This is a genomic window from Streptomyces sp. NPDC107550, from assembly GCF_055639095.1.
Genome location: NZ_JBVKBC010000017.1, coordinates 94,993 through 119,882, shown reverse-complemented (window position 1 = coordinate 119,882; position 24,890 = coordinate 94,993). Strand labels below are relative to the sequence as shown.

General features: G+C 72.3%; 20 protein-coding genes. 14 read left to right on the top strand and 6 right to left on the bottom strand.

The window, feature by feature from the left end; translation table 11 throughout:
* Positions 1-44: 44 nt before the first annotated feature.
* Positions 45-1,799: a DAK2 domain-containing protein gene (locus ACZ7LY_RS22465; RefSeq protein WP_471626437.1), complete on the top strand. Its 1,755-nt coding sequence runs from the start codon at positions 45-47 to the stop codon at positions 1,797-1,799.
* A 55-nt stretch (positions 1,800-1,854) separates the two neighbouring features.
* Here ACZ7LY_RS22465 and ACZ7LY_RS22460 read toward each other — a convergent pair whose 3' ends face one another.
* Positions 1,855-4,605 carry a tetratricopeptide repeat protein gene (locus ACZ7LY_RS22460; RefSeq protein WP_471626436.1) on the bottom strand — a complete coding sequence of 917 codons (2,751 nt, stop codon included), beginning with the start codon at positions 4,603-4,605 and terminating at the stop codon, positions 1,855-1,857.
* The gene (locus ACZ7LY_RS22455; protein ID WP_471626435.1) at positions 4,602-6,470 is read right to left on the bottom strand and encodes an HSP90 family protein; all 1,869 of its coding nucleotides are present in this window, start codon (positions 6,468-6,470) and stop codon (positions 4,602-4,604) included. Before ACZ7LY_RS22455 ends, ACZ7LY_RS22460 begins: the two co-directional genes overlap by 4 nt.
* A 173-nt stretch (positions 6,471-6,643) precedes the next feature.
* Here ACZ7LY_RS22455 and recG point away from each other — a divergent pair, with 173 nt between their 5' ends.
* The 8 genes from recG to mutM all read left to right on the top strand — a co-directional run bounded on the left by recG (position 6,644) and on the right by mutM (position 14,143).
* On the top strand, positions 6,644-8,854 hold the full coding sequence (recG, locus tag ACZ7LY_RS22450) for an ATP-dependent DNA helicase RecG (RefSeq protein ID WP_471626434.1): 2,211 nt from the start codon (positions 6,644-6,646) through the stop codon (positions 8,852-8,854).
* A 64-nt stretch (positions 8,855-8,918) separates the two neighbouring features.
* The gene (gene rsmD / locus ACZ7LY_RS22445) at positions 8,919-9,515 is read left to right on the top strand and encodes a 16S rRNA (guanine(966)-N(2))-methyltransferase RsmD (protein WP_471626433.1); all 597 of its coding nucleotides are present in this window, start codon (positions 8,919-8,921) and stop codon (positions 9,513-9,515) included.
* 26 nt (positions 9,516-9,541) lie between these two features.
* Positions 9,542-10,021 (top strand): pantetheine-phosphate adenylyltransferase, encoded by a 480-nt coding sequence (gene coaD, locus ACZ7LY_RS22440; protein WP_471626432.1) that lies wholly within the window; start codon positions 9,542-9,544, stop codon positions 10,019-10,021.
* A gap of 91 nt (positions 10,022-10,112) precedes the next feature.
* Positions 10,113-11,249, top strand: a complete 1,137-nt coding sequence (locus tag ACZ7LY_RS22435) for an ATP synthase F0 subunit B (protein WP_471626431.1) — start codon at positions 10,113-10,115, stop codon at positions 11,247-11,249.
* Positions 11,250-11,405: 156 nt separating this feature from the next.
* Positions 11,406-12,050: a YceD family protein gene (locus ACZ7LY_RS22430; RefSeq protein WP_471626470.1), complete on the top strand. Its 645-nt coding sequence runs from the start codon at positions 11,406-11,408 to the stop codon at positions 12,048-12,050.
* Between the two features lie 2 nt (positions 12,051-12,052).
* Positions 12,053-12,226 carry a 50S ribosomal protein L32 gene (rpmF, locus tag ACZ7LY_RS22425; protein ID WP_030361955.1) on the top strand — a complete coding sequence of 58 codons (174 nt, stop codon included), beginning with the start codon at positions 12,053-12,055 and terminating at the stop codon, positions 12,224-12,226.
* 7 nt (positions 12,227-12,233) lie between these two features.
* Positions 12,234-13,040, top strand: a complete 807-nt coding sequence (gene rnc / locus ACZ7LY_RS22420) for a ribonuclease III (RefSeq protein ID WP_471626430.1) — start codon at positions 12,234-12,236, stop codon at positions 13,038-13,040.
* 242 nt (positions 13,041-13,282) lie between these two features.
* Positions 13,283-14,143 (top strand): bifunctional DNA-formamidopyrimidine glycosylase/DNA-(apurinic or apyrimidinic site) lyase, encoded by an 861-nt coding sequence (mutM, locus tag ACZ7LY_RS22415; RefSeq protein ID WP_471626429.1) that lies wholly within the window; start codon positions 13,283-13,285, stop codon positions 14,141-14,143.
* On the opposite strand, the gene ACZ7LY_RS22410 is transcribed toward mutM, so the two are convergent.
* Positions 14,116-14,532 carry a winged helix-turn-helix transcriptional regulator gene (locus ACZ7LY_RS22410; protein ID WP_471626469.1) on the bottom strand — a complete coding sequence of 139 codons (417 nt, stop codon included), beginning with the start codon at positions 14,530-14,532 and terminating at the stop codon, positions 14,116-14,118. The two genes, mutM and ACZ7LY_RS22410, sit on opposite strands and share 28 nt — an antisense overlap.
* Positions 14,533-14,697: 165 nt before the next feature.
* Positions 14,698-15,651, bottom strand: coding sequence for a CAP domain-containing protein (locus ACZ7LY_RS22405; RefSeq protein ID WP_471626428.1), 954 nt, complete (start codon positions 15,649-15,651; stop codon positions 14,698-14,700).
* Here ACZ7LY_RS22405 and ACZ7LY_RS22400 point away from each other — a divergent pair.
* The 5 genes from ACZ7LY_RS22400 (at position 15,640) to ACZ7LY_RS22380 (ending at position 22,207) form a co-directional block, all read left to right on the top strand.
* Positions 15,640-15,870 carry a hypothetical protein gene (locus ACZ7LY_RS22400; protein ID WP_471626427.1) on the top strand — a complete coding sequence of 77 codons (231 nt, stop codon included), beginning with the start codon at positions 15,640-15,642 and terminating at the stop codon, positions 15,868-15,870. The two genes, ACZ7LY_RS22405 and ACZ7LY_RS22400, sit on opposite strands and share 12 nt — an antisense overlap.
* A gap of 25 nt (positions 15,871-15,895) precedes the next feature.
* The gene (locus tag ACZ7LY_RS22395; protein ID WP_471626426.1) at positions 15,896-16,177 is read left to right on the top strand and encodes an acylphosphatase; all 282 of its coding nucleotides are present in this window, start codon (positions 15,896-15,898) and stop codon (positions 16,175-16,177) included.
* Positions 16,178-16,554: 377 nt separating this feature from the next.
* Positions 16,555-16,749, top strand: coding sequence for a hypothetical protein (locus ACZ7LY_RS22390; RefSeq protein WP_471626425.1), 195 nt, complete (start codon positions 16,555-16,557; stop codon positions 16,747-16,749).
* 191 nt (positions 16,750-16,940) lie between these two features.
* The gene (gene smc / locus ACZ7LY_RS22385) at positions 16,941-20,573 is read left to right on the top strand and encodes a chromosome segregation protein SMC (RefSeq protein WP_471626424.1); all 3,633 of its coding nucleotides are present in this window, start codon (positions 16,941-16,943) and stop codon (positions 20,571-20,573) included.
* Between the two features lie 218 nt (positions 20,574-20,791).
* Complete coding sequence (locus ACZ7LY_RS22380; RefSeq protein WP_471626423.1) at positions 20,792-22,207, top strand: sugar porter family MFS transporter; 1,416 nt, start codon at positions 20,792-20,794, stop codon at positions 22,205-22,207.
* A 113-nt stretch (positions 22,208-22,320) separates the two neighbouring features.
* Here ACZ7LY_RS22380 and ACZ7LY_RS22375 read toward each other — a convergent pair whose 3' ends face one another.
* Positions 22,321-23,295, bottom strand: coding sequence for an LLM class flavin-dependent oxidoreductase (locus tag ACZ7LY_RS22375; RefSeq protein WP_471626422.1), 975 nt, complete (start codon positions 23,293-23,295; stop codon positions 22,321-22,323).
* A 64-nt stretch (positions 23,296-23,359) separates the two neighbouring features.
* On the bottom strand, positions 23,360-24,805 hold the full coding sequence (locus ACZ7LY_RS22370; protein ID WP_471626421.1) for a cytosine permease: 1,446 nt from the start codon (positions 24,803-24,805) through the stop codon (positions 23,360-23,362).
* Between the last annotated feature and the right edge of the window lie 85 nt (positions 24,806-24,890).

The window sequence follows — 24,890 nt, the reverse complement described above, 5'->3', positions numbered from 1 at the left end:
GGGGTCTACTCTGCGAGGCCAGTCAAGCCGCTCAGGGAGGCGCAGTGCCGCAGGTGTCGCATGTGCTCGACGTCGTCGCGGTGCGGGCCTGGTGCTCGCTGGCGCTGAAGGCGCTCGGCCGCGACCGCGCGGAGATCGACGCGATCAACGTGTATCCCGTGGCGGACGGGGACACCGGCACGAACCTGTATCTGACGCTGGAATCCGCGCACCAGGCCGTCGAGGCGGTCTTCGCCGGACTCGGCGCGGGCCGCGAGCCGGTCGCCCCCACGCTGCCCGAGGTGATGCGCGCGATGGCCCACGGCGCCCTCATCGGCGCCCGGGGCAACTCCGGCACGATCCTCGCCCAGCTCCTGCGCGGCATGGCCCAGGTCCTCACCGACGCCGATGCCGCTGCTGCCAACGCCGACGAGGGAGCCGCCACGGGCACCGACGATCGCGCGTCCCGTGGGGGAGATCACAGCGGTACGGGGGCCGAGGCCGGCGCCGACGCGCTGCGCAGGGCGCTGACCCGGGCCGCCGAGTCCGCCAGGGAGGCCGTCGCCCACCCCGTGGAGGGCACGGTCCTGACCGTGGCGTCGGCCGCCGCGCGGGCCGCGGCCGAGGCGGACGGCGACTGCCGTGCCGTCGCCCGGGCCGCCTACGAGGGCGCCTGCACCGCCCTTGAGGCCACTCCGGAGCAGCTCGCGGCCCTGAGCGCGGCCGGGGTCGTGGACGCGGGCGGCCGGGGCCTGGTGGCCGTGCTCGGCGCCCTCAGCGAAGCCGTCTCCGGCGAGAGCGCCCCCGTACGCGCGGGTGCCGTGCCGCCCACGCGCGCGAGCGGCACGGCCCCGGCGCCGCAGGACCTGGAGTGCGCCGACGAGGACGGTGCCGAGGGGCCCGCCTTCGAGGTGATCTACCTGCTCGAAGCCGACGACCGCGCGGTGGCCCGGCTGCGCACCCGGCTCGACGCCCTCGGCGACTCCCTGGTCGTCGTCGGCGGCGACGGCCTGTGGAACGTGCACGTCCACGTCGACGACGCCGGGGCCGCCGTGGAGGCGGGCGTGGAGGCCGGGCGCCCGTACCGCATCCGGATCACGCACTTCGCGCTCGGGGACGCGCACGCGGCCCGCGCCGCCGCCCCGCCGCGCGAACGGGCCGAGCGGGCGGTCGTCGCCGTCGTGCCCGGCGACGGGCTCGCCGGCCTCTACACGGAGGCGGGCGCGACGACCGTGCCCGACCGGCCGGGCGAGCCGCCCGCCAGCGGCGAACTCGTCGACGCGATCCGCCGCGCCCACGCGCGCGAGGTCGTGCTGCTGCCGAACGACGCCGACCTGCGCCACACCGCGGCGGCTGCGGCCGACCAGGCGCGTTCCGAAGGCATCCGGGTCGCCCTGATCCCGACCCGGTCCGCCGTGCAGGGCATCGCCGCGCTCGCCGTGCACGAGCCCGGCCGCCGCTTCGACGAGGACGTCGTGGCGATGACCTCGGCGGCGGGCGCCACGCGGTACGCCGAACTGGCCGTCGCCGAGCGGCAGTCGTGGACCATGGCGGGCATCTGCCAGGCCGGTGACGTGCTCGGCCTGATCGACGGGGACGTGGCGATCATCGGCAGCGAAGTGCCGGCCACCGCGCGCGGGGTGCTCGACCGGATGCTCGCGGCGGGCGGCGAACTCGTCACCCTCGTCCTCGGCGACGAGGTCTCCGACGACCTCGCGGACGGCTTGGAGCAGCACGTCCGCGAGACGTACCTGGCCGTCGACACGGTCGTGTACCGGGGCGGCCGCCAGTCGGCGCTGATGCTGATCGGCGTGGAGTAGCGCCCCCGCGCCCACGCCGGCGGCCGGCCTCGGTCAGCGTTCCCCCGCGACGCCCTCAGCCCAGCACGTCCGTGTCCCCGTTCTCGCCCTGTGCCGCCAGTTCCGCCCGCGTCTGTCGCGCCTCGCGCGCGTGCTCCTCGTCGCCGGCCTCGGCGAAGGCCGCCGCCGCGCTGTCCAGGTGGGGCAGGGCGCCCGCCGCGTCGTAGCGGGACATGAGGTCCCCGAGCTGGCTGTGCGTGTGCGCCAGTTCGGACAGGAGTGCCGTGCGGGCCTCGGGCCGGTCCGCGTCGGTGAGCGCCTGCTCGCACAACCGGATCGCCGCGCCCATCAGCTCCTGTTCGTCCTGCTCGCCCGCGCTGTCCAGCCACGCCCGCGCGCGCAGGCAGCGCACCGCCTCGTGCACGCGCCCCAAGGACTGCCACAGCTCGCCCGCGCGCGTGTAGGCGCGGTCCGCCTCCTTCGGGTGACCGCCGCGGTCGAGGGCGTCGGCGGCGAGGTTGGCGAGCATCGCGTGGTCCACCGGGTCGGGCCAGTGCTGCGCCAGCTCCGCCGCCTCCAGATAGGCGGTGGCGGCCTGCCGGTCCTCACCGAGGGCGCGGGCGCAGTTGCCGAGCCACCAGCGGGCCTGCACGACCGCGCCGTCCCCGTGCTCCTCCACGCTCAGGTCGGCGAGCGCCGACTCCAGCACCTCCGCCGCCTCCGCCATCCGCTCCTCGCGCAGCAGATGACCGCCGAGCTGGAAGCGGGCCCAGGCGCCGAAGCCGCGCTCGCCCGCCTCGTCGGCCCAGTGCGCGGCCTCCAGGGCGTGCGCGGACGCGCCGGGTACGTCGCCCGCCGCCGCGAGCACCTCGGCGAGCTGGAGGTGCAACTGCGCCGAGCCCATCGGCGGCATGTGCCCGCTCCCGTGCTCCAGCGCGGAACGCAACGCGCGCTCGGCGCCCGCCAGGTCGTCGCGGTCGCGGGCAAGATGCGCGAGCCGTACCTCGCTGTCCACGGCCGACCAGGGCCGGCCCGAGGCGACATGGGCGGCGGCAGCGGTCTCGTACAGGTCCATGGCCGCGTCCTGCGCGCCGCGGTGCACCGCGACGTCGCCGAGCACCGAGTGGGCTGTCGCCACCATCGAGACCAGGCGGGGCCGGTCGGCGAACGGCTCCAGGAGCGTCACCACGCGCCGCGCGCACTCCTCGGCGGCGGCGATCTCCTCGTCCCCGGTGTGCGCCATGAGCAGCACGCGCGCGCGGCTGGTCAGCACGGCGGCGGCGGGCCTGACGGTCTCGGCGTCGAGAGAAGGCAGCGCGGCGAGCACCTGCTCGTAGGGCTCGCGGACCGCCGCGACGGCCTCCTCCACGCGCTCCTCGTAGGCGAGCGCCAGCGCCCCGCGCGCGCGTGCGGCACGCGCCTCGTGGACGTCGCCGGACTCCTCGTACAGCGCGGCGGCCTCAGCGAAGCCGCCGACCGGGTCCTCGGACTCCATCGCCGCGTAGTCCATGATCTCGGCGCGGTCGTGGACGTCCAGCTCCAGGCCCTGCGCCCGCGCCGCCCGAGCCGCCGCCGCCCACGCGCCCGCCGCCTCCGGCCCGCCCTCCGTCGCGGACAGCCGGCGGGCCTCCGCGACCAGCCGCGCCGCATCCGTGTCGGGCGACTCGGCCGGGGCGGGCGCGGGCGCCGGTGCGGCGGCGGGGCTCGCGGTGCGCGTCACGCGCACGCCGAGCGGCAGGCGGTCCACGAGCGGCCGCTGGTCCATGTCCTCGCGCACCAGGGTGCTGATGCGCGCCGAACCGTTGCGCTCGTCGAAGCGGGCCGCGAGGGACAGCGCCTCCTCGCGCGCGTGCACCGCGAGTTCGCCCGCGGTCCACGCCCGCCCCGAGGGCCCGGGCACGCTCTGCCCGCCCCGGCCCAGCGCGACGAGCCGGTCCATGACGAGGGCGGTGACGGCGAGGAAGTCCATCAGGGACCGCGGGCTGCCGGTGTCGGTGAAGTACGCGGGCCGCTCGGCCAGCAGCTCGATGGCCCGCGCCTCGTTCCCGGTGAGCGCGCAGAACCGCACGTGCGCCGCGAACGCGTCCCGCATGGACTCCATCTGCCGTACGAGCCTGTAGCCCCGCAGATGGTTCGCGCGGGCCTCCTCGGGGCGCCCGAGGCGCAGCAGCGGCAGCAGCGAGTCGGCGAGCGTGGCGTGTGGTTCGTGGGCGCAGCGGAACTCGCCGCGCAGCACCGGCCCCCACAGCTCCAGAGCGCGCTCGTCGTCGCGCAGGGACGCCTGATGGGCGCCCTGCGCGTTCAGCTCACAGGCATGGCAGTCGGCCATGTCGTCGCGCTCGGCGGCCAGCCACGCGTCGTACGCGCGCGTGGCGCGTTCCGTGTCGCCCATGTGGTCCGCCACGCAGAACTCGCTCATGCGGACGGCCCGTTCGGAGTGGCCGGCCAGCCGGTAGCGGTGCTCCATCTCGCCGAGCCACTTCTCGATGGACGCGCGCGGTATGTGCGGCTGGCTCAGCATGCCGGCCGTCAGCCACTTGAAGACCCAGTGCAGCGCGTGGGCCTCGCGCGCGTCGAAGTCCTCGGGGTGCTCGTCCCACATGCGCAGCAGGCGCGCGAAGGGGACGAACATCTTGTCCTTCTCGGAGCTGTAGTTGTACATCTGCACCTGGTGGCCGAGCGCCTCGATCACCGCCAGCGGCTCACCGACGCGCTCGGCGTGCGCGAGCAGCACCTCCGCCCGCGCCCCGCGCGCGGGGCCCTCCGGCTGGGCCGCGTTGTCGGCCATCGCGCGGCGCAGCGCGGCGACATCCATGGTCTCGGTCATCGGACCTCGTCCTTTCCGGGGGTGCCCGGGTGCGTGGCCCACTCCAGCAGGCCGATGAACGAACGGTTCAAAAGCGCCGAGTCGGCGGGCCGCAGCGGGCGCTGCGCCATGAGGACGGCCTGCCCGTACAGGGCCTCGGCCGCCGTGCCGATCAGCTCCGGGTCGCGCAGCGCGCCGACGCGCCGGACCAGCGGGTTGAGGTGGTTGAGCACCAGACGCGCGCGTGGCGCGCTGCCGCGCAGCGACCCGAGGATGCCCGCCCACAGGTCGTCGGCCCGCTCCTCCTCCTGCGCGCGTGCCTGCTCGTGCCGGGCCGCGCGGTCGTCCAGGTGCAGCGCGGGCACCGTCAGCGGATGGAACGCGCGCAGCGACACATCGCAGCCCAGCGGGTCGATCGCGGCCCGCGCCGCCGACAGGAACGCCGAAAGGGCCAGCTCCTCGGCCGGGTCCACGGCGTCCAGATGCGCCGTCACCGTGTCCGCGTCCAGCTCCGCCACCGGCGTACCCGGACGCACGTCGGGCAGCGCCTCGACCAGCTCGGCGTCATACGTGTAACCGCCGTTGACGACGCCGATGCCCTGCGCTGACGCGATCGGGGCGACCTGCCGGTACTCCTCCACGGTCCGCGTGAAGTGCACCACCGGGTGGCGCTGCGCGAACTCCTCCAGGGACAGCCGCCCGTCCGTCGTCTCGAACGGCAGCCACGGCAGCATCGTGCGCAGCATCTCCCGGTCGTGCCGCGCGAGGGACTTCACCCCCAGGTGATGCACCGACAAGAACGCGGCGAGCCGGTCCGGGTCGCCGGCCGCGAGCGAGGTCAGCCACTCCCGCACGCGCTCGCCCAGGGCCTCCCGCACGCCGGCCAGGGTCTCGTCCTCGTACAGCGCCTCGCGGGACGCGGTGGGGCGCAGACTGTCCGTGTCGATCACACAACGCACGAAGAACGCCCAGTCGGGCAGCAGTTGCTCCGCCCGGTCGGTCAGCAGCATGCCCTTCAGGTGCACGCGGTGCCCCGCGCGCTGCGCCGGGCTGATCGCCTGGGGCAGCACGTACGCGACCCCCCTGACGCCCGCGACGGGCACGTCCAGTTCGATGGAGTCCAGCGGCGTGAACCCGAACAGGTCGTGGCAGTGGCGGGCCAGCGCCACGCGCCGCGCGGCCGGACTCGGGAACGGGCGCTCCCACACGGCGGGCAGCTCGGTGACGGCCTCGCCGTCCACCCGCACGTCGTACGGCAGCAGCGAGCCGAAGTCCCGGGCCAGCGCCCGCACCCGCTCCGGCGCCAGCCACTCCGAGGCGTCCGCGCGGGCCTGGAGATACACCGTCGTGCCGGGCTCGGGGCGGGCCGCGTCCGGCAGCGTACGGACCGTGTACGAGCCGTCGTCGCGGGCCGTCCACTCAACCGGCGGCTCCTGCGGCGCCCGCGCGCTGCGGCTGACGACCCTGATGCGCTCGGCCACGACGAAACACGCCAGCAGGCCGATGCCGAACTGGCCGAGGAAGTCGGCCCGCGCCGCCTCCAGGCCGTCACCGCGCTTGGAACTGCGGCCGATCGTCGCCAGCAGGCCGTGCACGTCGGCCTCGGTCAGACCGATGCCCGAGTCCTCCACGCGCAGCGAGCCGCCCTCGGCCCACAGCCGTACGGCGGCCGGGCAGTCCGGCTGTTCGGCGCGGCGGGCGGTGATCGCGTCCACGGCGTTCTGCAGCAGTTCGCGCAGATAGACCTTCGGACTGGAGTACAGGTGATGGGAGAGCAGATCGACCAGGCCACGCAGATCGACCTGGAACGTGTGCGGTGTCTGAGCACCGGACGAAGCCCCGGGGCTTCCCGGGCGCGGGGAGTCTGGAGAAGTCTGGGAATCCATCGTCGCTGCGCCGGTGGGGGGACGGACGACGGCGCGGGGTCGGGCGGCCCCGCGAGAGGTGGCCGCGATCACGTGTGGAGCCCGTCATCCTAGAGCCGCCGCCCCCGTGCCGACCAGGGGTTTTCGGCGGTCGGCAGCGGGGTCGTGGGTGATTGTCGGTGGTGTGGTGTGCAATGGATCTCGTGCCCGCGCTCGAAGAACCGCTGAAGAAAGCGCTCGGTCCCGCCACCGCGAAGGTGATGGCCGAGCACCTAGGTCTGCACACCGTCGGCGACCTGCTCCACCACTACCCGCGCAGATACGCCGAGCGGGGCGAGCTGACGCGCCTGTCGGACCTGCCGCTCGACGAGCACGTCACCGTCGTCGCCCAGGTCGCCTCCGCCCGCGTCCTGCGGTTCAACGGCGGCAGCGGGCAGCGCCTGGAAGTCACCATCACCGACGGCAGCGGCCAGCTCCAGCTCGTCTTCTTCGGCCGCGGCATCCACAAGCCGCACAAGGACCTGCTGCCCGGCACGCGCGCGATGTTCGCCGGCAAGGTCGGCGTCTTCAACCGCAAGATGCAGCTCGCCCACCCCGCCTACCAGTTGCTGCGCGCCGACTCCTCCGAGGACGCAGCCGAGGCGGTCGGCTCCTGGGCGGGCGCCCTGCTGCCGCTCTACCCGGCCACCGCCAAGCTGGAGTCCTGGAAGATCTCCAAGGCCGTCGACCTCGTCCTGCCCAGCGCCACCGAGGCGCTCGACCCGCTGCCCGAGGCGCTGCGTGAGGGCCGCGGCCTCCTCCCTCTCCCGGAGGCCCTGCTCAAGATCCACCGCCCGCACACCAAGGCCGACATCGCGGACGCCCGGGCCCGCCTGAAATGGGACGAGGCGTTCGTCCTCCAGGTCGCCCTCGCCCGCCGCCGCTTCGCCGACACCCAGCTCACCGCCGTCGCGCGCGTACCGAAGCCGGACGGCCTGCTGACCGCCTTCGACGCGAAGCTGCCCTTCACCCTCACCGACGGCCAGCAGAAGGTCTCCCGGGAGATCTTCGACGACCTCGCCACCGAACACCCGATGCACCGGCTCCTGCAGGGCGAGGTCGGCTCCGGCAAGACGATGGTCGCGCTGCGCGCCATGCTCGCCGTCGTCGACGCCGGGGGACAGGCCGCGATGCTCGCGCCGACCGAGGTCCTCGCCCAGCAGCACCACCGCTCCATCACCGAGATGATGGGCGAGCTGGCCGAGGGCGGCATGCTCGGCGGCGCCGAGCACTCCACCAAGGTCGTCCTGCTCACCGGCTCCATGGGCACCGCCGCCCGCAAGCAGGCCCTGCTCGACCTCGTCACCGGAGAGGCCGGCATCGTCATCGGCACGCACGCGCTGATCGAGGACAAGGTCCAGTTCCACGACCTCGGCCTCGTCGTCGTCGACGAGCAGCACCGCTTCGGCGTCGAGCAGCGCGACGCGCTGCGCTCCAAGGGCAAGCAGCCGCCGCACCTGCTCGTGATGACGGCGACCCCGATCCCGCGCACGGTCGCCATGACGGTCTTCGGCGACCTGGAGACCTCCGTCCTCGACCAGCTCCCCGCCGGCCGCTCGCCCATCGCCAGCCATGTCGTCCCCGCCGCCGACAAACCGCACTTCCTCGCACGCGCGTGGGAGCGCGTGCGCGAGGAGGTCGGCAAGGGGCACCAGGCGTACGTGGTCTGCCCCCGCATCGGCGACGACGAGGACGACAAGCCGAAGAAGGGCAAGGGCGCGAAGAAGTCCGCCGAGGACGAGGCGGAGAAGCGCCCGCCGCTCGCCGTCCTCGACGTCGCCGAGGAACTGGCCCAGGGCCCGCTGCGCGGGCTGAGCGTGGAGGTCCTGCACGGCCGGATGCACCCCGACGACAAGGACGCCGTCATGCGCCGCTTCGCCGCCGGCGAGACGGACGTCCTGGTCGCCACGACGGTCATCGAGGTCGGGGTGAACGTGCCGAACGCGACCGCCATGGTGATCATGGACGCCGACCGGTTCGGCGTCTCCCAGCTCCACCAGTTGCGCGGCCGCGTCGGGCGCGGCTCCGCGGCCGGGCTGTGCCTGCTGGTCACCGAGATGCCGGAGGCCAGCCCCGCGCGCGCCCGCCTCGGCGCCGTCGCCTCGACCCTCGACGGGTTCGAGCTGTCCCGTATCGACCTGGAGCAGCGCCGCGAGGGCGACGTGCTCGGCCAGGCCCAGTCCGGGGTGCGCTCCTCGCTGCGGATGCTCGCCGTCATCGAGGACGAGGAGATCATCGAGCAGGCCCGCCAGGAGGCCACGCAGGTCGTCGCCGCCGACCCGGACCTCGCGCGCCTGCCCGGTCTGCGCACGGCCCTGGACGCCCTGCTCGACGAGGAGCGCGAGCAGTACCTCGACAAGGGCTGAGACACTGGAGGGGCCCGCGGGCCCGCCCCGGACACCTGCCACCGACACCGACAAGGACCCCGAGATGACCCGCGTGATCGCCGGACGCGCCGGCGGACGCCGCCTGGCCGTACCGCCGGGTACCGGCACCCGCCCCACCTCCGACCGGGCGCGCGAGGGCCTCTTCTCCACCTGGCAGGCGCTCCTCGGCACCCTCGACGGCGCCCGCGTCGCCGACCTCTACGCGGGCTCCGGAGCCGTCGGCCTGGAAGCCCTCTCGCGCGGCGCCGCCCACGCGCTGCTCGTGGAGGCCGACGCCCGCGCCGCCCGCACCGTCCGCGAGAACATCAAGGCGCTCGGCCTGCCCGGCGCCGAGGCCCGTACCGGCAAAGCGGAACAAGTCGCCGCGGGCGAACCTCCGGAAACCCCCTACGACCTGGTCTTCCTCGATCCGCCCTACGCCGTCTCCGACGACGATCTTCGAGAGATACTGCTCACACTCCGTGCCCAGGGCTGGCTCACGGACGACGCGCTCGTCACCGTGGAACGCAGCACTAGAGGCGGCGAGTTCCGGTGGCCGGAGGGCTTCGAGCCCCTGCGGTCCCGGCGCTACGGCGAAGGCACGTTCTGGTACGGTCGCGCCGCCTTGAACACCACCCTCACGTGCGACGACGCACGATGACCGGACCGGAGAGCGAGGGACTTCCCGTGCGCCGCGCAGTCTGTCCGGGGTCGTTCGACCCCATCACCAACGGCCACCTCGACATCATCGCCCGAGCCTCCAAGCTGTACGACGTCGTGCACGTCGCGGTGATGATCAACCAGTCGAAGAAGGGCCTGTTCGAGGTGGACGAGCGGATCGACCTGATCCGCGAGGTCACGGCCGAGTTCGGCAACGTACAGGTGGAGGCCTTCCACGGCCTGCTCGTCGACTTCTGCAAGCAGCGCGACATCCCCGCGATCGTCAAGGGCCTGCGCGCGGTCAGCGACTTCGACTACGAGTTGCAGATGGCCCAGATGAACAACGGCCTCTCCGGTGTCGAGACCCTCTTCGTCCCCACCAACCCCACCTACAGCTTCCTGTCCTCCTCGCTGGTCAAGGAGGTCGCGGCCTGGGGCGGTGACGTGTCCCACCTCGTCCCGCCGGTCGTCCACGAGGCCCTCACCGAGCGCCTCCCCAAGAGGTGACACGCACGCGCCAGTTGGGCATACAGTCGACTCGTCCGTCTCCACAACCCCTCACACCCCTGTGAGCTGACGAGAGAGTGGCGAGCACACGGTGGACGTGCAGAAGAAGCTCGACGAGATCGTCGCCGCGGTCGCAGGCGCCAGGTCCATGCCCATGTCGGCGTCGTGCGTGGTCAACCGCGCCGACCTGCTCACGATGCTCGAAGAGGTGCGCCAGGCGCTGCCCGGCTCCCTGGCGCAGGCCCAGGAGCTGATCGGCGGGCGCGAGCAGCTGGTCGAGCAGGCCCGTGCCGAGGCCGAGCGGATCATCGAGAGCGCGCACGCCGAGCGCGGCACCCTCATCGCCGACACCGAGATCGCCCGCCGCTCCCAGGACGAGGCCGACCGCATCCTCGCCGAGGCCCGCCAGGAGGCCGAGGAGATCCGCGCGGAGGCCGACGACTACGTCGACTCCAAGCTCGCCAACTTCGAGGTCGTCCTCAACAAGACGCTCGGCTCCGTAGGCCGCGGCCGCGAGAAGCTGCTCGGCACCGGACCCGGCACCGACGAGGCCGGCTACGAGGACGAGGACGCCCCCGAGCGCAGCCACGACCCCGAGACGCTGCGCCGCGACGCCGACGCGTACGTGGACGTCAAGCTCGGCGCGTTCGAGGCGGTGCTCGCCAAGACCCTGGAGGCCGTCGGCAAGGGCCGTCAGAAGCTGCACGGCCGCATCGCGCAGGACGACCTCGGCACCCTCGGCCTGGACGGCGAGGGCGGCGCCCAGGCCCACACCAGCGACGCCGACTACCTCGCGGGCCTCGCCGAGATCGGCGGCCAGGGCTTCCAGGGCGGCACGCAGGACGCCCCGGAGAGCCAGGCCCCGCAGATCCCCGCGCAGCAGCCCGCCGCCGCTTCCTACGGTCAGCAGCAGGACGCGTACGCCTACCAGCAGCAGCCCTACGGACAGCAGGACCCCTACGCGGTGTACCAGCAGGACCCGTACGGCTATCAGCAGCAACAGCAGGACCCGTACGCGGCGCAGCAGCAGGGCGGCTACTACGGCGGCTACGAGCAGCAGGGCCACCAGGACCAGGCGGGGCAGCAGGCCCAGCAGGACCCCCAGGACCAGCACGGCCGGCAGCAGGCGCAGGCCGGGGCGCTCGACGAGACCAGCCTCTTCGACACCAGCATGATCGACATGGAGCAGGTGCGGGAGTACGAGAGGCAGTACGGCCAGGGCCGCTGACCCCGGGCTCCGGGGGTGCCGGGGACCGGATTGGGCCGAGAGCGAAAGGTCCAGTATCCTGGGCGTTCGGCCGCGCGTACACGTGCGTTCCGAGCTGCCCGGAAGATCGCGGGCGGCGCCCCTCATGAGCTCCGAAGAACGAAAGCAGGACCAGCCCTGAACACCCGCCTCGACCACCGGAACCCCCTCGTGTTCGACACGCACGAGCTGGGGCGGCGTCCTGGTGCCATGCAGCGGCTGTCCCGCACGATCGACGCTCCCAAGGACCTCGGTCTCCAGGGAGTCATCGAGGTGCCGGAAGGCGCCCCGGTGGAGCTCGACCTCCGCTTGGAGTCGGTCATGGAAGGGGTGCTTGTCACAGGCACCGCCCGTGCATCGGCCAAGGGGGAGTGCGTAAGGTGTCTGGAGCCGCTCGACCAAGAGGTCGAAGCGGACTTCCAGGAGATGTTCTCGTACCCTGACGCCGACGACCGGGGCCGTCCCAAGGACGACGCCGGCGACGACGCCGAGGACGACGAGGACAGGCTCTTTCTCGAGGACGGCCTGTTCGACCTCGAGCCTGTGCTGCGTGATGCGGTGGTGCTCGCACTGCCGATGCAGCCGGTGTGCCGGGAGGACTGCCAGGGACTGTGCGCCGAGTGCGGCGTACCCCTGAACGACGACCCGGACCACCATCACGACGCCGTCGACATCCGTTGGGCGGCATTGCAGGGACTCGCTGGCACCATCCAGGACGGCGAGAAGGACGAGATGAGCGGCGCCGAAGCGGAAGCGGGCGTCGACGAGAAGCAGGAGAAGTAGCCGTGGCTGTTCCGAAGCGGAAGATGTCGCGCAGCAACACGCGCCACCGCCGGTCGCAGTGGAAGGCTGCGGTCCCCACCCTGGTTTCGTGTGAGCGTTGCCAGGAGCCCAAGCTGCAGCACATCGCGTGCCCCGCTTGCGGCACCTACAACAAGCGCCAGGTCCTCGAGGTCTGAGCGGCTGGTGAGAGGCACAGTGGCTAGCCATAAACCGGCGGATGACGCCAAGAAAAAGGCCGACACCACAGCCTCGTCCCACACGCTTCTGGAAGGGCGGCTCGGGTACAAGCTCGAGTCCGCCCTTCTGGTGCGTGCGCTGACGCATCGTTCGTACGCGTACGAGAACGGTGGCCTGCCGACCAATGAGCGCCTCGAGTTCCTCGGGGACTCCGTGCTCGGTCTCGTCGTCACCGACACGCTCTACCGCACCCACCCCGACCTGCCCGAAGGCCAACTGGCCAAGTTGCGGGCCGCGGTGGTCAACTCGCGTGCGCTTGCGGAGGTCAGCCGCGGGCTCGACCTCGGTTCCTTCATCCGGCTCGGCCGCGGTGAAGAAGGTACGGGCGGCCGGGACAAGGCGTCGATCCTCGCCGACACCCTCGAAGCGGTGATCGGTGCGGTGTATCTGGACCAGGGTCTGGACGCGGCGGGCGAACTCGTCCACCGCCTCTTCGACCCGCTGATCGAGAAGTCCTCGAACCTGGGCGCCGGCCTGGACTGGAAGACCAGTCTCCAGGAGCTCACGGCGACCGAGGGGCTCGGCGTGCCCGAGTACCTCGTGACCGAGACGGGCCCGGACCACGAGAAGACCTTCACTGCTGCCGCCCGCGTCGGAGGCGTCTCGTACGGCACCGGCACCGGCCGCAGCAAGAAGGAAGCGGAGCAGCAGGCCGCTGAGTCCGCGTGGCGTGCGATTCGCGCCGCCGCGGACGAGCGTGCCAAGGCCGCGCAGAGCGAAGGGGCGGTCGCCGACCCCGCCCCTGGCGTATAGCTCCACCGCTTCCTGGGACGCCCGTCCCCACCGGTCCCGCACCGGAGGGGGCGGGCGTTTCGCATGGGCGAGCAGCGCCTTCGGAAAGCCTTCGGGATGTGCCTTCGGAGTGCGTCTTGGGGGTGTGTCTTCGGGGCGCGCTTCGGAGGTGTCCCGGGGTGCGCCTTTCGGGGCCCGCCGCGTGTCACGGGCGGCGCGGTAGGCTCGCGGGGTTCACCGCTTCACCCCGTCCGGAGGACCCCGTGCCCGAGCTGCCCGAAGTCGAGGTCGTACGGCGCGGGTTGGCCCGCTGGGTCGCGCACCGCACCGTCGCCGACGCCGAGGTGCTGCACGCGCGCGCGGTACGCCGGCACATCGCGGGCGGCGACGACTTCGCGCAGCGGCTCAAGGGGCAGCGCGTCGGGGAGCCCAGCCGGCGCGGCAAGTACCTGTGGCTGCCGCTGGAGACGACGAACAGTTCGATCCTCGCGCACCTCGGCATGAGCGGACAGCTCCTCGTCCAGCCGCACGACGCGCCCGACGAGAAGCACCTGCGGGTCCGCGTCCGCTTCGACGACGGCCTCGGCACCGAACTCCGCTTCGTCGACCAGCGCACCTTCGGCGGCCTCTCCCTGCACGACACCACCCCGGACGGGCTGCCCGACGTCATCGCCCACATCGCGCGCGACCCGCTCGACCCGCTGTTCGACGACGCCGCGTTCCACACCGCGCTGCGCCGCAAGCGCACCACCATCAAGCGCGCGCTGCTCGACCAGTCGCTGATCAGCGGCGTCGGCAACATCTACGCCGACGAGGCCCTGTGGCGCGCCAGGCTGCACTACGAGCGCCCCACCGCCACCCTCACCCGCCCCCGTACGAACGAACTCCTCGGGCATGTACGGGACGTCATGAACGCGGCGCTCGCCGTCGGCGGCACGAGCTTCGACTCGCTCTACGTCAACGTCAACGGCGAGTCGGGCTACTTCGACCGCTCCCTCGACGCGTACGGGCGTGAGGGCCTGCCGTGCCGGCGCTGCGCCACGCCCATGCGGCGGCGGCCCTGGATGAACCGGTCCAGCTACTACTGCCCGCGCTGTCAGCGCCCGCCGCGCGCCTCGTCGTAACGCTCTCGGGCCGCGAGGACGTCCTCCATACGGCCCTCCACGCAGTGGATGAGCGCGAGCAGCCGCGCGGCGACCTCATGGCCGAGGGGCGTCAGCTCGTAGTCCACGCGGGGCGGGTTCGTCGGCTGCGCCTCGCGGTGCACCAGGCCGTCCCGCTCCAGGGCGTGCAGCGTCTGTGACAGCATCTTCTCGCTGACGCCGTCCACGCGGCGCCGCAGCGCGTTGAACCGCAGGGAGCCCTCGTGCAGAGCCCCCAGGGTCAGCGCGCCCCAGCGGCCGGTGACGTGCTCCAGGGTGCCGCGCGAGGGGCAGAGCTTGGAGAACACGTCGAAGGGGAGCGCGGCGGCGTCCTCCGGCCGCGGGGCGCCGGGCTCGGTGGCGGTGTCCATGACGGGGGAGGCGTCGGGCGTGCTCATAGCGGCAGCTTACGCCGGGGTGGCGCGCTCCGGAAGAGGGCGCTTACTGAGGGAAAGTGCCCTGCGGTGCGGTGCGGTGCGTCCGACTGGCCGGAACCTGACATGACCAGAACCCGGAGTGCTGAGGCCCCGGAGTACTCAGAACCCGAAGTCCTGGGTCCACCACGGGCCGCCCGAGCCGAAGTGGACGCCGACGCCGAGGGTCTTGTAGTCGCAGTTCAGGATGTTGGCGCGGTGGCCGGGGCTCTTCATCCAGGCGTCCATGACGGACCGGGCGTTCGCCTGCCCCCGGGCGATGTTCTCGCCGCCGAGGTCGGTGATGCCCGCCTTCTTGGCGCGGTCCCACGGGCTCGCCCCGTCGGGGTCCGTGTGGTCGAAGAAGTTGCGCGCGGCCATGTCCTCGCTGAACGCCCGGGCCAGCGAGGCGAGCCCGGCGTCCGCCGTGACGGGGGAGCAGCCGGCCTTGGCGCGCTCCTGGTTGACCAGGGCGAGAACCTGCGCGGCGGCGGACCGCTCCGTGACGGCCGCGCTCGCGGCACCGGACCGCGCGGCCGGGGCGTGCGTCGCCCGGGGCGCCTCGGGGGAGGGCGACGCGGGCTTCGCCGGGGCGTGCGTGCGCGGGGCGGCGGGCGCGCTGGAGGGCGCCTTGGACGGTTTCGCCGCCGGGGTCTTCGAAGCGGGCGCCGAGGGCTGGGCCGACGGGGCGGTACGGTCCGTGCCCCGGCTCGCGGCGGACGGTTCGCGCTCGGTGAGGGAGCCGCCCGTGCCGCCCTGCGCCGCGACGGACGGCGAGGCGTCGACGGCCCGGACCTTGTCGCCGTCGTGGCCGCCGCCGAGCTTGTAGGAGTCGGTGCCCGGTATCAGGCCGGAGGTCATGGCGACCGCGCCCATGGCGACAGCGGCGGAGACCCCGAGCAGGCCCGTGCGCAGCGGCACGCCGTCCCGCTTCTTACGGCGGTGGGAGCCGCCGCGCGGGCCATCGGCGGGGGCGGCGGCGCGTCCCGTGGCGTAGGGGTCGTCCGCGTAGCTGAGCGCGGGGGTCGCGGCGGGGTCCGCGGCACCGCCGGCGGCGGAGCGTCGGTGGCGTCCCATGTCCTGGCCTTCCTCGTCCTCGCGGCGGTCTTCCTCGCGGCCGTCGCCGTGGTCGTCGACGCGGTCGTCGGTTCGGCCATCGAATCGGCCGCCGTCTCGGTCGTCCGCGCGCGGTCGTCAAGCGACGCGCTCGTGGTCCTCGATCGCCTCACTCGTACGAGTGAGGCTCATCGGTCCGCGACGGTACCGCAGAACGGAAGGGGACGAAGTGCTCCATGAGCAATTGGCCGGTTAGCGTGCACCCATGAACGAAGACGTACGGCTCACCGCATGGGTGCGCGGACGCGTCCAGCGCGTGGGATTCCGCTGGTTCACGCGCGCGAGGGCACTGGAGATCGGCGGCCTGAGTGGTTTTGCTCTCAATCTGGACGACGGACGCGTACAGGTCGTCGCCGAAGGGCCGCGCGAGGCGTGCCAACAGCTCCTCGACTGGCTCCACGAGGGCGACACGCCCGGCCGCGTGGACGGTGTGACTGAGATCTGGGACACGCCCCGGGGCGGCTACGAGGGCTTCGCCATCCGCTGACGGCCACGCGCGCGAGGCGCCTTCCGTGCCCCCGCGCGGCGGTCCGTGCGACCGCCCGCGGAGGAAAGTCCCTGGTGGTTGCCAATTCGGGGCGCTCATGGGAGGCTCCCGCGTACGGATGATCTCCACGCCCCCGGGCCCCGACGGTCAGGCCGCGCCGCACGTCCGACGGCGCAGAGCCCCCGGGTGCCCGCTGATACGGGGCGTGATCGTGTTGACCGTCAAACTTTTTGGTGAGACTCTGGAAGCCCCGCGCACCTTAGCTGTTTGGCATGTGAGAACGGCAGCAAAAACAAGTAGTGCCAAGCACCGCGGGTGCGAATTCCCTCACGACCCACACCGCTACGGTCGTCACTCATTGTGGAGGACCATCCATCATGGCAAAGGCGCTTCTCGGTTACGTCGGCGGCAGCGACCCGCGACTCCTCGCCGAGATGCGACGGCTCCAGCAGCGCGTCCAGGACCTCGAATCCGAGCTGGTTCGGATCCAGGCCGAGAACGACGCGCTCGCGGCTGCCGCTTCTCACGACATCGAGGTCGACGTACCCCAGGCGGAGCCTGCGCTCACCTGACCACGCCCCAGGAATCAGTGGTCGGGATGCCCGTGTCAGCCGCTTGACCAGAGATACGCAAGGGACGCTTCGGCGTCCCTTCTTTCTTGTCGTTGTTCTTCGCTTTCTCACGTCTGATGTGCCCTGCGCCTCAAGAGGCGAAACCGCGGGTTCATGGAGTGAGACAAGGCCGCCCGGTAAAGTCCGACGGCGTGCACCTCAAGGCCCTGACCCTGCGCGGGTTCAAATCGTTCGCCTCGGCCACCACCCTGCGCTTCGAGCCGGGCATCACCTGCGTCGTCGGCCCCAACGGCTCCGGAAAGTCCAACGTCGTGGACGCGCTGAGCTGGGTCATGGGCGAACAGGGCGCCAAGTCGCTGCGCGGCGGCAAGATGGAGGACGTCATCTTCGCCGGCACCACCGGCCGCCCGCCGCTCGGCCGGGCCGAGGTCTCCCTCACCATCGACAACAGCGACGGCGCGCTGCCCATCGAGTACGCCGAGGTCACCATCACGCGGATCATGTTCCGCAACGGCGGCAGCGAGTACCAGATCAACGGCGACACCTGCCGCCTCCTCGACATCCAGGAACTCCTCTCCGACTCCGGCATCGGCCGCGAGATGCACGTCATCGTCGGCCAGGGCCAGCTCGACTCCGTGCTGCACGCCGACCCGATGGGGCGCCGCGCCTTCATCGAGGAGGCCGCCGGCGTCCTCAAGCACCGCAAGCGCAAGGAGAAGGCGCTGCGCAAGCTCGACGCGATGCAGGCCAACCTCGCGCGCGTGCAGGACCTCACCGACGAACTGCGCCGCCAGCTCAAGCCGCTCGGCCGGCAGGCCGCCGTCGCCCGCCGCGCCGCCGTCATCCAGGCCGACCTGCGCGACACCCGGCTGCGCCTGCTCGCCGACGACCTCGTACGGCTGCGCGAGGCGTTGAACGCGGAGGTCGCCGACGAGGCCGAGCTGAAGCGCCGCAAGGAGACGGCCGAACAGGAGCTGAAGAAGGCTCTCCAGCGCGAAGGGCACCTGGAGGACGAGGTCCGCCGCCTCACCCCGCGCCTGGAGCGGGCCCAGCGCAGCTTCTACGAGCTGTCGCAGCTGGCCGAGCGGGTGCGCGGCACGATCTCCCTGGCCGACGCCCGCGTCAAGAGCGCCACGTCCGCGCCCACCGAGGAACGGCGCGGCCGTGAGCCCGAGGACCTGGAGCGCGAGGCCGCCCGGGTGCGCGAGCAGGAGGCCGAACTGACCGCCGCCCTCGAAGCCGCGCAGATCGCCCTCGACGAGACGGTCGCCCACCGCGCCGAACTGGAACGGGAACTGGCCGTCGAGGAACGCCGGCTCAGGGACGCGGCCCGCGCCATCGCCGACCGCCGCGAGGGACTCGCCCGCCTCCAGGGCCAGGCCGGCGCCGCCCGCTCCCGCGCCGCCTCCGCGCAGGCCGAGATCGACCGGCTCGCCGCAGCCCGCGACGAGGCGCGGCAGCGGGCCGTGACCGCGCAGGAGGAGTACGAGGAGCTGCGGGCCGAGGTCGACGGCCTCGACGCCGGCGACGAGGAACTCGGCGCACGGCTCGCCGAGGCGAAGGAGGCGCTGGCGCAGGCGGAGTCCGCCCACAACGCCGCCCGCGAGGCCGTCACCGCCGCCGAACGCAAGCGCGCCGCCGTCGCCGCCCGCCATGAGGCGCTGGCCCTCGGGCTGCGCCGCAAGGACGGCAGCGGCGCCCTGCTCGGCGCCAAGGAGCGGCTGACCGGACTGCTCGGGCCCGCCGCCGAACTGCTGACCGTGACACCGGGGTACGAGGTCGCGGTCGCCGCCGCGTTCGGCGCCGCCGCCGACGCCATCGCCGTGACCACGCCCGCCTCCGCTGCCGAAGCGATTCGCCTGCTGCGCAAACAGGACGCCGGACGCGCGGCGCTCCTCCTGACCGGCGCCACCGGCGAAACCGGCGCCACCGGCGAAACCACGCACGCCCCCTCTGACACACCCGCCCCCCACGCCCCCACCGCCCCCGGCAGCGCCCCCGCCCCCCAGACCCCCCGCACCCACCCCCCGTACGCCGTCGAGCTGGTCCGGGGTCCCGAGGAGCTGATGGCGGCCGTGCGGCACCTGCTGCGCGACATCGTCGTCGTCGGCACCCTGGAGGACGCCGAGGACCTGGTCTACGCCCGCCCCGAGCTGACCGCCGTCACCGCCGAGGGCGATCTGCTCGGCGCCCACTTCGCGCACGGCGGCTCCGCCGGGGCGCCGAGCCTCCTTGAGGTGCAGGCGTCCGTCGACGAGGCCGCCGCCGAACTCCAGGAACTGGCCGCCCGCTGCGAGGAGCTGGCGCGGGCGCAGCACGAGGCGGGGGAGCGGCGCGCGGAGTGCGCGGCGCTGGTGGAGGAGCTGGGGCAGCGGCAGCGGGCCACCGAGCGCGAACGGTCCGGGCGGGCGCAGCAGCTCGGCCGGCTTGCCGGGCAGGCGCGCGGCGCGGCCGGTGAGGCAGAGCGGAGCGAGGCGGCCGCCGCCAAGGCCCAGGAGGCGCTGGAGAGGGCGACGGCGGAGGCCGAGGAGCTGGCCGAGCGGCTGGCGGTGGCGGAGGAGACGCCGGCCGACGAGGAGCCGGACACCTCGGTGCGCGACCGGCTCTCCGCCGACGGGGCCAACGCCCGCCAGACCGAGATGGAGGCCCGCCTCCAGGTCCGTACGCACGAGGAACGGGTCAAGGGGCTCGCGGGCCGCGCCGACTCGCTGGACCGGGCGGCCCGCGCCGAACGCGAGGCACGCGCGCGTGCGGAGCGGCAGCGGGCCCGGCTGCGCCACGAGGCGGCCGTCGCCGAGGCCGTCGCGTCGGGCGCCCGGCAACTCCTCGCGCACGTCGAGGTGTCCGTCACCCGTGCCGAGGCGGAGCGGGCCCTCGCCGAGCGCGCCAAGGCCGAGCGGGAGCGGGAGCTGGTCGCGGAGCGGGCCCGGGGCCGCGATCTGAAGGCGGAACTCGACAAGTTGACGGATTCGGTCCACAAAGGCGAGGTACTAGGAGCGGAGAAGAGGCTGCGGATCGAGCAGCTGGAGACCAAGGCGCTGGAGGAACTGGGTGTCGAACCGGCCGGGCTCGTCGCGGACTACGGTCCTGACCAGCTCGTGCCGGCCTCGCTCCCCGCCGAGGGCGAGGAGTTGCCGGAGGATCCGGAGCACCCGCGCAACAAGCCCCGTCCGTTCGTCCGTTCGGAGCAGGAGAAGCGGCTGAAGTCGGCGGAGCGCGCCTACCAGCAGCTCGGCAAGGTCAATCCGCTCGCACTTGAGGAGTTCGCGGCGCTGGAGGAGCGCCACAAGTTCCTCAGCGAGCAGTTGGAGGACCTGAAGAAGACCCGGGCCGACCTCCTTCAGGTGGTGAAGGAGGTCGACGAGCGGGTCGAGCAGGTCTTCACGGAGGCGTACCGGGACACCGCACGTGAGTTCGAAGGTGTCTTCAGTCGACTGTTCCCGGGCGGCGACGGCCGGCTGATCCTGACCGACCCCGACAACATGCTCACCACGGGCGTGGACGTCGAGGCCCGCCCGCCGGGCAAGAAGGTCAAGCGGCTGAGCCTGCTGTCGGGCGGCGAGCGGTCGCTGACGGCCGTGGCGTTGCTGGTCTCCATCTTCAAGGCGCGGCCGAGTCCGTTCTACGTGATGGACGAGGTCGAGGCGGCTCTCGACGACACCAACCTCCAGCGGCTCATCCGCATCATGCAGGAGCTCCAGGAGGCGTCGCAGCTCATCGTGATCACGCACCAGAAGCGCACGATGGAGGTCGCCGACGCGCTGTACGGCGTCTCGATGCAGGGGGACGGCGTCTCGAAGGTGATCAGCCAGCGGCTGCGCTAGCGCGAACCTTGTGTTCAAGCAGTGAACACAAGGTGCCCGCACCTCCGAGGGAATTCCAGACACCCCGGCCTGTTGGCTTCGATAGTTGAAGGCATAGTCTCTGCACCGTTGCTTTTACCTTCAGGTGGTGAGCGGCGCGAAGTTGTGCGCCACTGGTACCACTACTGAAGGGCTCGCCCCCACCCCCGGCAGCGCAGCCGGTGGCCCGAGGAGTACACGTGACCAGCACTGCGGCACCCCAATCCGGAGCCCGGGACGCTCAGCCAGAGCACCTCGGACATGTCATCTTCATCGCTGCCGCCGCCGCGATGGGCGGCTTCCTCTTCGGCTACGACAGCTCCGTCATCAACGGCGCCGTCGAGGCCATCCGCGACCGGTACGACATCGGCTCGGCCGCGCTCGCCCAGGTCATCGCCATCGCCCTGATCGGCTGCGCCATCGGCGCCGCGACCGCGGGCCGGATCGCCGACCGCATCGGCCGCATCCGGTGCATGCAGATCGCGTCGGTCCTGTTCACCATCAGCGCCATCGGCTCGGCGCTGCCGTTCGCGCTGTGGGACCTCGCCCTGTGGCGGATCATCGGCGGTTTCGCCATCGGCATGGCGTCCGTGATCGGCCCGGCCTACATCGCCGAGGTCGCCCCGCCCGCCTACCGCGGCCGGCTCGGCTCCTTCCAGCAGGCGGCCATCGTCGTCGGCATCGCCATCTCCCAGCTCGTCAACTGGGGCCTGCTGAACGCCGCGGGCGGCGACCAGCGCGGCAAGCTGATGGGCCTTGAGGCGTGGCAGGTCATGCTCGGCGTCATGGTGATCCCGGCCGTCCTGTACGGGATGCTCTCCTTCGCCATCCCCGAGTCGCCGCGCTGGCTGATCTCGGCCGGCAAGCGGGACAAGGCGAAGAAGGTCCTCGAAGAGGTCGAGGGCAACGGCGTCGACCTCGACGCCCGTATCGTCGAGATCGAGAACGCGATGCGCAGCGAGCACAAGTCCTCCTTCAAGGACCTGCTGGGCGGCGGCTTCTTCTTCAAGCCGATCGTCTGGATCGGCATCGGCCTCTCGGTCTTCCAGCAGTTCGTCGGCATCAACGTCGCGTTCTACTACTCCTCGACGCTGTGGCAGTCGGTCGGTGTCGACCCGACGAACTCGTTCTTCTACTCGTTCACCACGTCGATCATCAACATCATCGGTACCGTCGTGGCGATGATCTTCGTCGACCGCGTCGGCCGTAAGCCGCTCGCACTCGTCGGTTCGGTCGGCATGGTGATCGGTCTGGCCCTGGAGGCATGGGCGTTCAGCTACGACCTCGTGGACGGCAAGCTGCCGACCACGCAGGGCTGGGTCGCGCTGATCGCCGCGCACGGCTTCGTGTTCTTCTTCGCCATGTCGTGGGGTGTCGTCGTCTGGGTCTTCCTCGGCGAGATGTTCCCCAACCGCATCCGCGCCGCCGCCCTCGGTGTCGCCGCCTCCGCGCAGTGGATCGCCAACTGGGCCATCACCGCGAGCTTCCCGTCGCTGGCCGACTGGAACCTGTCGGGCACGTACATCATCTACACCGTCTTCGCCGCGCTCTCGATCCCCTTCGTGCTCAAGTTCGTGAAGGAGACCAAGGGCAAGGCGCTGGAGGAGATGGGCTGACGCCCGCATCAGGCCCCCGACTCGGGGAGATGGACCAAGTCCCCGCTGCCATCTCCCCGTCAGCCCGCCGCCCGCCGCGCCCGGAGCACGCTCCGGCCGGCGGGCGCCGTGCGTCAGGCGGCGGCGAGCCGGGGCACCACCCGCTCGCAGAACAGCCGCAGACTGTTCCACCCCTCCTCGACCGGCATCCCCCCGACCAGCGGATGCAGCACGTACGAGTCGAGGGCCTGCGCGACGCACTGCTCGGGCGTCAGCACCCGGTACACGCCCTCGGCGCGCAGCTCCGCGACCGTGCCCGCCGCCGAGCGCACCGCCGACTTGATGTCCTGCGACTGCCAGGAGGCGTACGTCCGTGCCTCGTGCAGGAAGCGCTCCCCGTGCTCGGCCCAGGTGCGGTCCGGGTCCTCCGCGACGTGCAGCAGGGGCGTCGTCGCGGCGGGCATCATGGTCCAGCCCTCGGTGCCGTACGCGGCGAGCTGCTCCTTGTAGTACGTCTCCAGCTCGGGCAGGTGCGCGCTCGGGAACAGCGGCAGGCCGAGCCGGGCCGCCCTGCGCGCCGCCGCCCGCGAGGAGCCGCCGACCAGCAGCAGCGGATGCGGCCGCGTGAACGGGCGGGGCGTCACCCGCACCCGCCGGCCCCGGTAGGTGAACTCCTCGCCGGTCCAGGCCAGCAGCAGTGTCTCCAGCAGTTCGTCCTGGAGCCGGCCGCGCCGCTTCCACTCCACGCCGAACTGCTCGTACTCCTCGGGCCGGTAGCCGATCCCCGCGACCGTGACGAGACGCCCGCCGCCGATCAGATCGAGGACGGCGATGTCCTCGGCGAGCCGCAGCGGATCGTGCAGCGGCCCGATGATCGCGGAGACGGTGACGGCGATGCGGCGGGTGGCGCCGAGGACCGCGCCGGCGAAGGTGAAGGGCGAGGGCAGCCAGTTGTTCGCCACGCCGTGGTGTTCCTCGGTCTGCACGGTGTCCACGCCGTGCTCGTCGGCGTACGCGGCCATCTCCACGGCGGCGCGGTAGCGGGCGCTCAGCGACTCGGGTGTGCCGTCGGGGTCGACCAGGTTGAACCGTACGACGGAGACGGGCATGCGAAGTCCCCCTTCACGCGGGCTCGGTGCGGCTCGGTGAAGGGGGACGGTAGCTGACGGAGCGTCAGACAGCCAGGGCCGCGGCCTCCTCGGGCTCCTCCGGCGCCGTGGTGGTGTCCGCGGGCTTGGGCAGGGCCACGTAGAGCAGGCCCGAGACGACGATGGTGACGACCCAGCCGAGGCCGTACTCGCCCAGGAAGTTGTTCGAGGCGAGCGGGCCCGTGAACCAGTCCGACGACGTGAACAGCAGCCCCGCGACGAGCCCGAGCGCCCAGGAGGCGACGGCGGCGGGGGAGAAGCCGCCCTTGTACCAGTAGGCGCTGGCGCGGGAGGTGTCGATGAGGGCGGCCGCGTCGTAGTGCCTGCGCGTGAACATGTCCGCGCCGAAGACGCCGACCCACGCGGAGAACGCGACCGCGAGCAGCGACAGGAAGGCGATGAAGGAGCCCATGAAGCTGGTGGCGACGAGCATGAGGATGCCGCCGAAGATCAGCGAGATCACCGCGTTCACCGAGACCGCCCAGTGGCGCGGCACCTTGAAGCCGAGCGTCTGCGCGGTGAAGCCGGCCGAGTACATCGACATCGCGTTGATCAGGAGCATGCCGACCAGGGCGATCAGCAGATACGGCACCGCGATCCACATCGGCAGGATCTCGCCGAGGAAGGAGACCGGGTCCGAGGCCGAGGCCAGATCGGGCGTGGAGACCGCCATGACCGCGCCCATCAGGACCATCGGCAGGACGACGATGCCGGCGCCGCCGATGGAGTTGCGCACGATGGCCTTGGAGGAGGCGGTGCGCGGCAGGTAGCGCGTGAAGTCGGGGGAGGTCGGGATCCAGCTCACGCCGCCCGCGGCGATCATGCCGATGCCCGCGACCATGAGCGAGGTCGAGCCGGCGGGCCGGTCGAAGACCCGGGACCAGTCCGTGTCGATGATCAGGAAGATCAGCACCAGGACGGAGAAGAGGCCGAAGAGGTACGTCGCGTACTTGTTGCACTTCTGCACGGCGTTGATGCCGAGGCCGGAGATGGCGAACGTGGCCACGACGAACAGCAGCAGCGTGATGATGACCAGCACATTGTTCTGCTTGATGCCGAACAGGATGTCGAGCACGGTGAGCACCGCGTAGGCGCCCGTCACCGCGTTGATCGTCTCCCAGCCCCAGCGCGCGATCCAGATCAGCGAACCCGGCAGCAGATTGCCGCGCTGGCCGAAGACCGCGCGGGAGAGGGCCATGCCCGGGGCGCCGCCGCGCTTGCCCGCGATGCCGATGAGCCCGACCAGGCCGTACGACACGATCGGCGCCGCGACGGCGACCACGATCGCCTGCCAGAAGTTGAGCTTGTACGCCACGACGAGGCTCGCGCCCATCGTGAGCAGCAGCACGCTGATGTTGGCGGCGACCCAGGTGGGGAACAGTTCGCGGGTCTTGGCGGTGCGCTCGGAATCGGGGACGGGTTCGATCCCGCGCGTTTCCAGTGCGCCTTCGGATTCGGCGGTCTTGCTCATGCGGTGGGGTTCCGTGCCTCTGTGGGGTGGGACGGGGGCAGCCGCGACCGGACGAACCGGCTCCGGTGGCGGTTGCGATGGACTC

Coding starts and splice junctions, on each gene's coding strand:
- ACZ7LY_RS22460 (WP_471626436.1), bottom strand. CDS start 4,605: ATGACCGAGACCATGGATGTCGCCGCGCTGCGCCGCGCGATGGCCGAC.
- ACZ7LY_RS22455 (WP_471626435.1), bottom strand. CDS start 6,470: ATGGATTCCCAGACTTCTCCAGACTCCCCGCGCCCGGGAAGCCCCGGG.
- recG (WP_471626434.1), top strand. CDS start 6,644: ATGGATCTCGTGCCCGCGCTCGAAGAACCGCTGAAGAAAGCGCTCGGT.
- rsmD (WP_471626433.1), top strand. CDS start 8,919: ATGACCCGCGTGATCGCCGGACGCGCCGGCGGACGCCGCCTGGCCGTA.
- ACZ7LY_RS22410 (WP_471626469.1), bottom strand. CDS start 14,532: ATGGACACCGCCACCGAGCCCGGCGCCCCGCGGCCGGAGGACGCCGCC.
- ACZ7LY_RS22405 (WP_471626428.1), bottom strand. CDS start 15,651: ATGGGACGCCACCGACGCTCCGCCGCCGGCGGTGCCGCGGACCCCGCC.
- ACZ7LY_RS22395 (WP_471626426.1), top strand. CDS start 15,896: ATGAACGAAGACGTACGGCTCACCGCATGGGTGCGCGGACGCGTCCAG.
- ACZ7LY_RS22390 (WP_471626425.1), top strand. CDS start 16,555: ATGGCAAAGGCGCTTCTCGGTTACGTCGGCGGCAGCGACCCGCGACTC.
- ACZ7LY_RS22375 (WP_471626422.1), bottom strand. CDS start 23,295: ATGCCCGTCTCCGTCGTACGGTTCAACCTGGTCGACCCCGACGGCACA.
- ACZ7LY_RS22370 (WP_471626421.1), bottom strand. CDS start 24,805: ATGAGCAAGACCGCCGAATCCGAAGGCGCACTGGAAACGCGCGGGATC.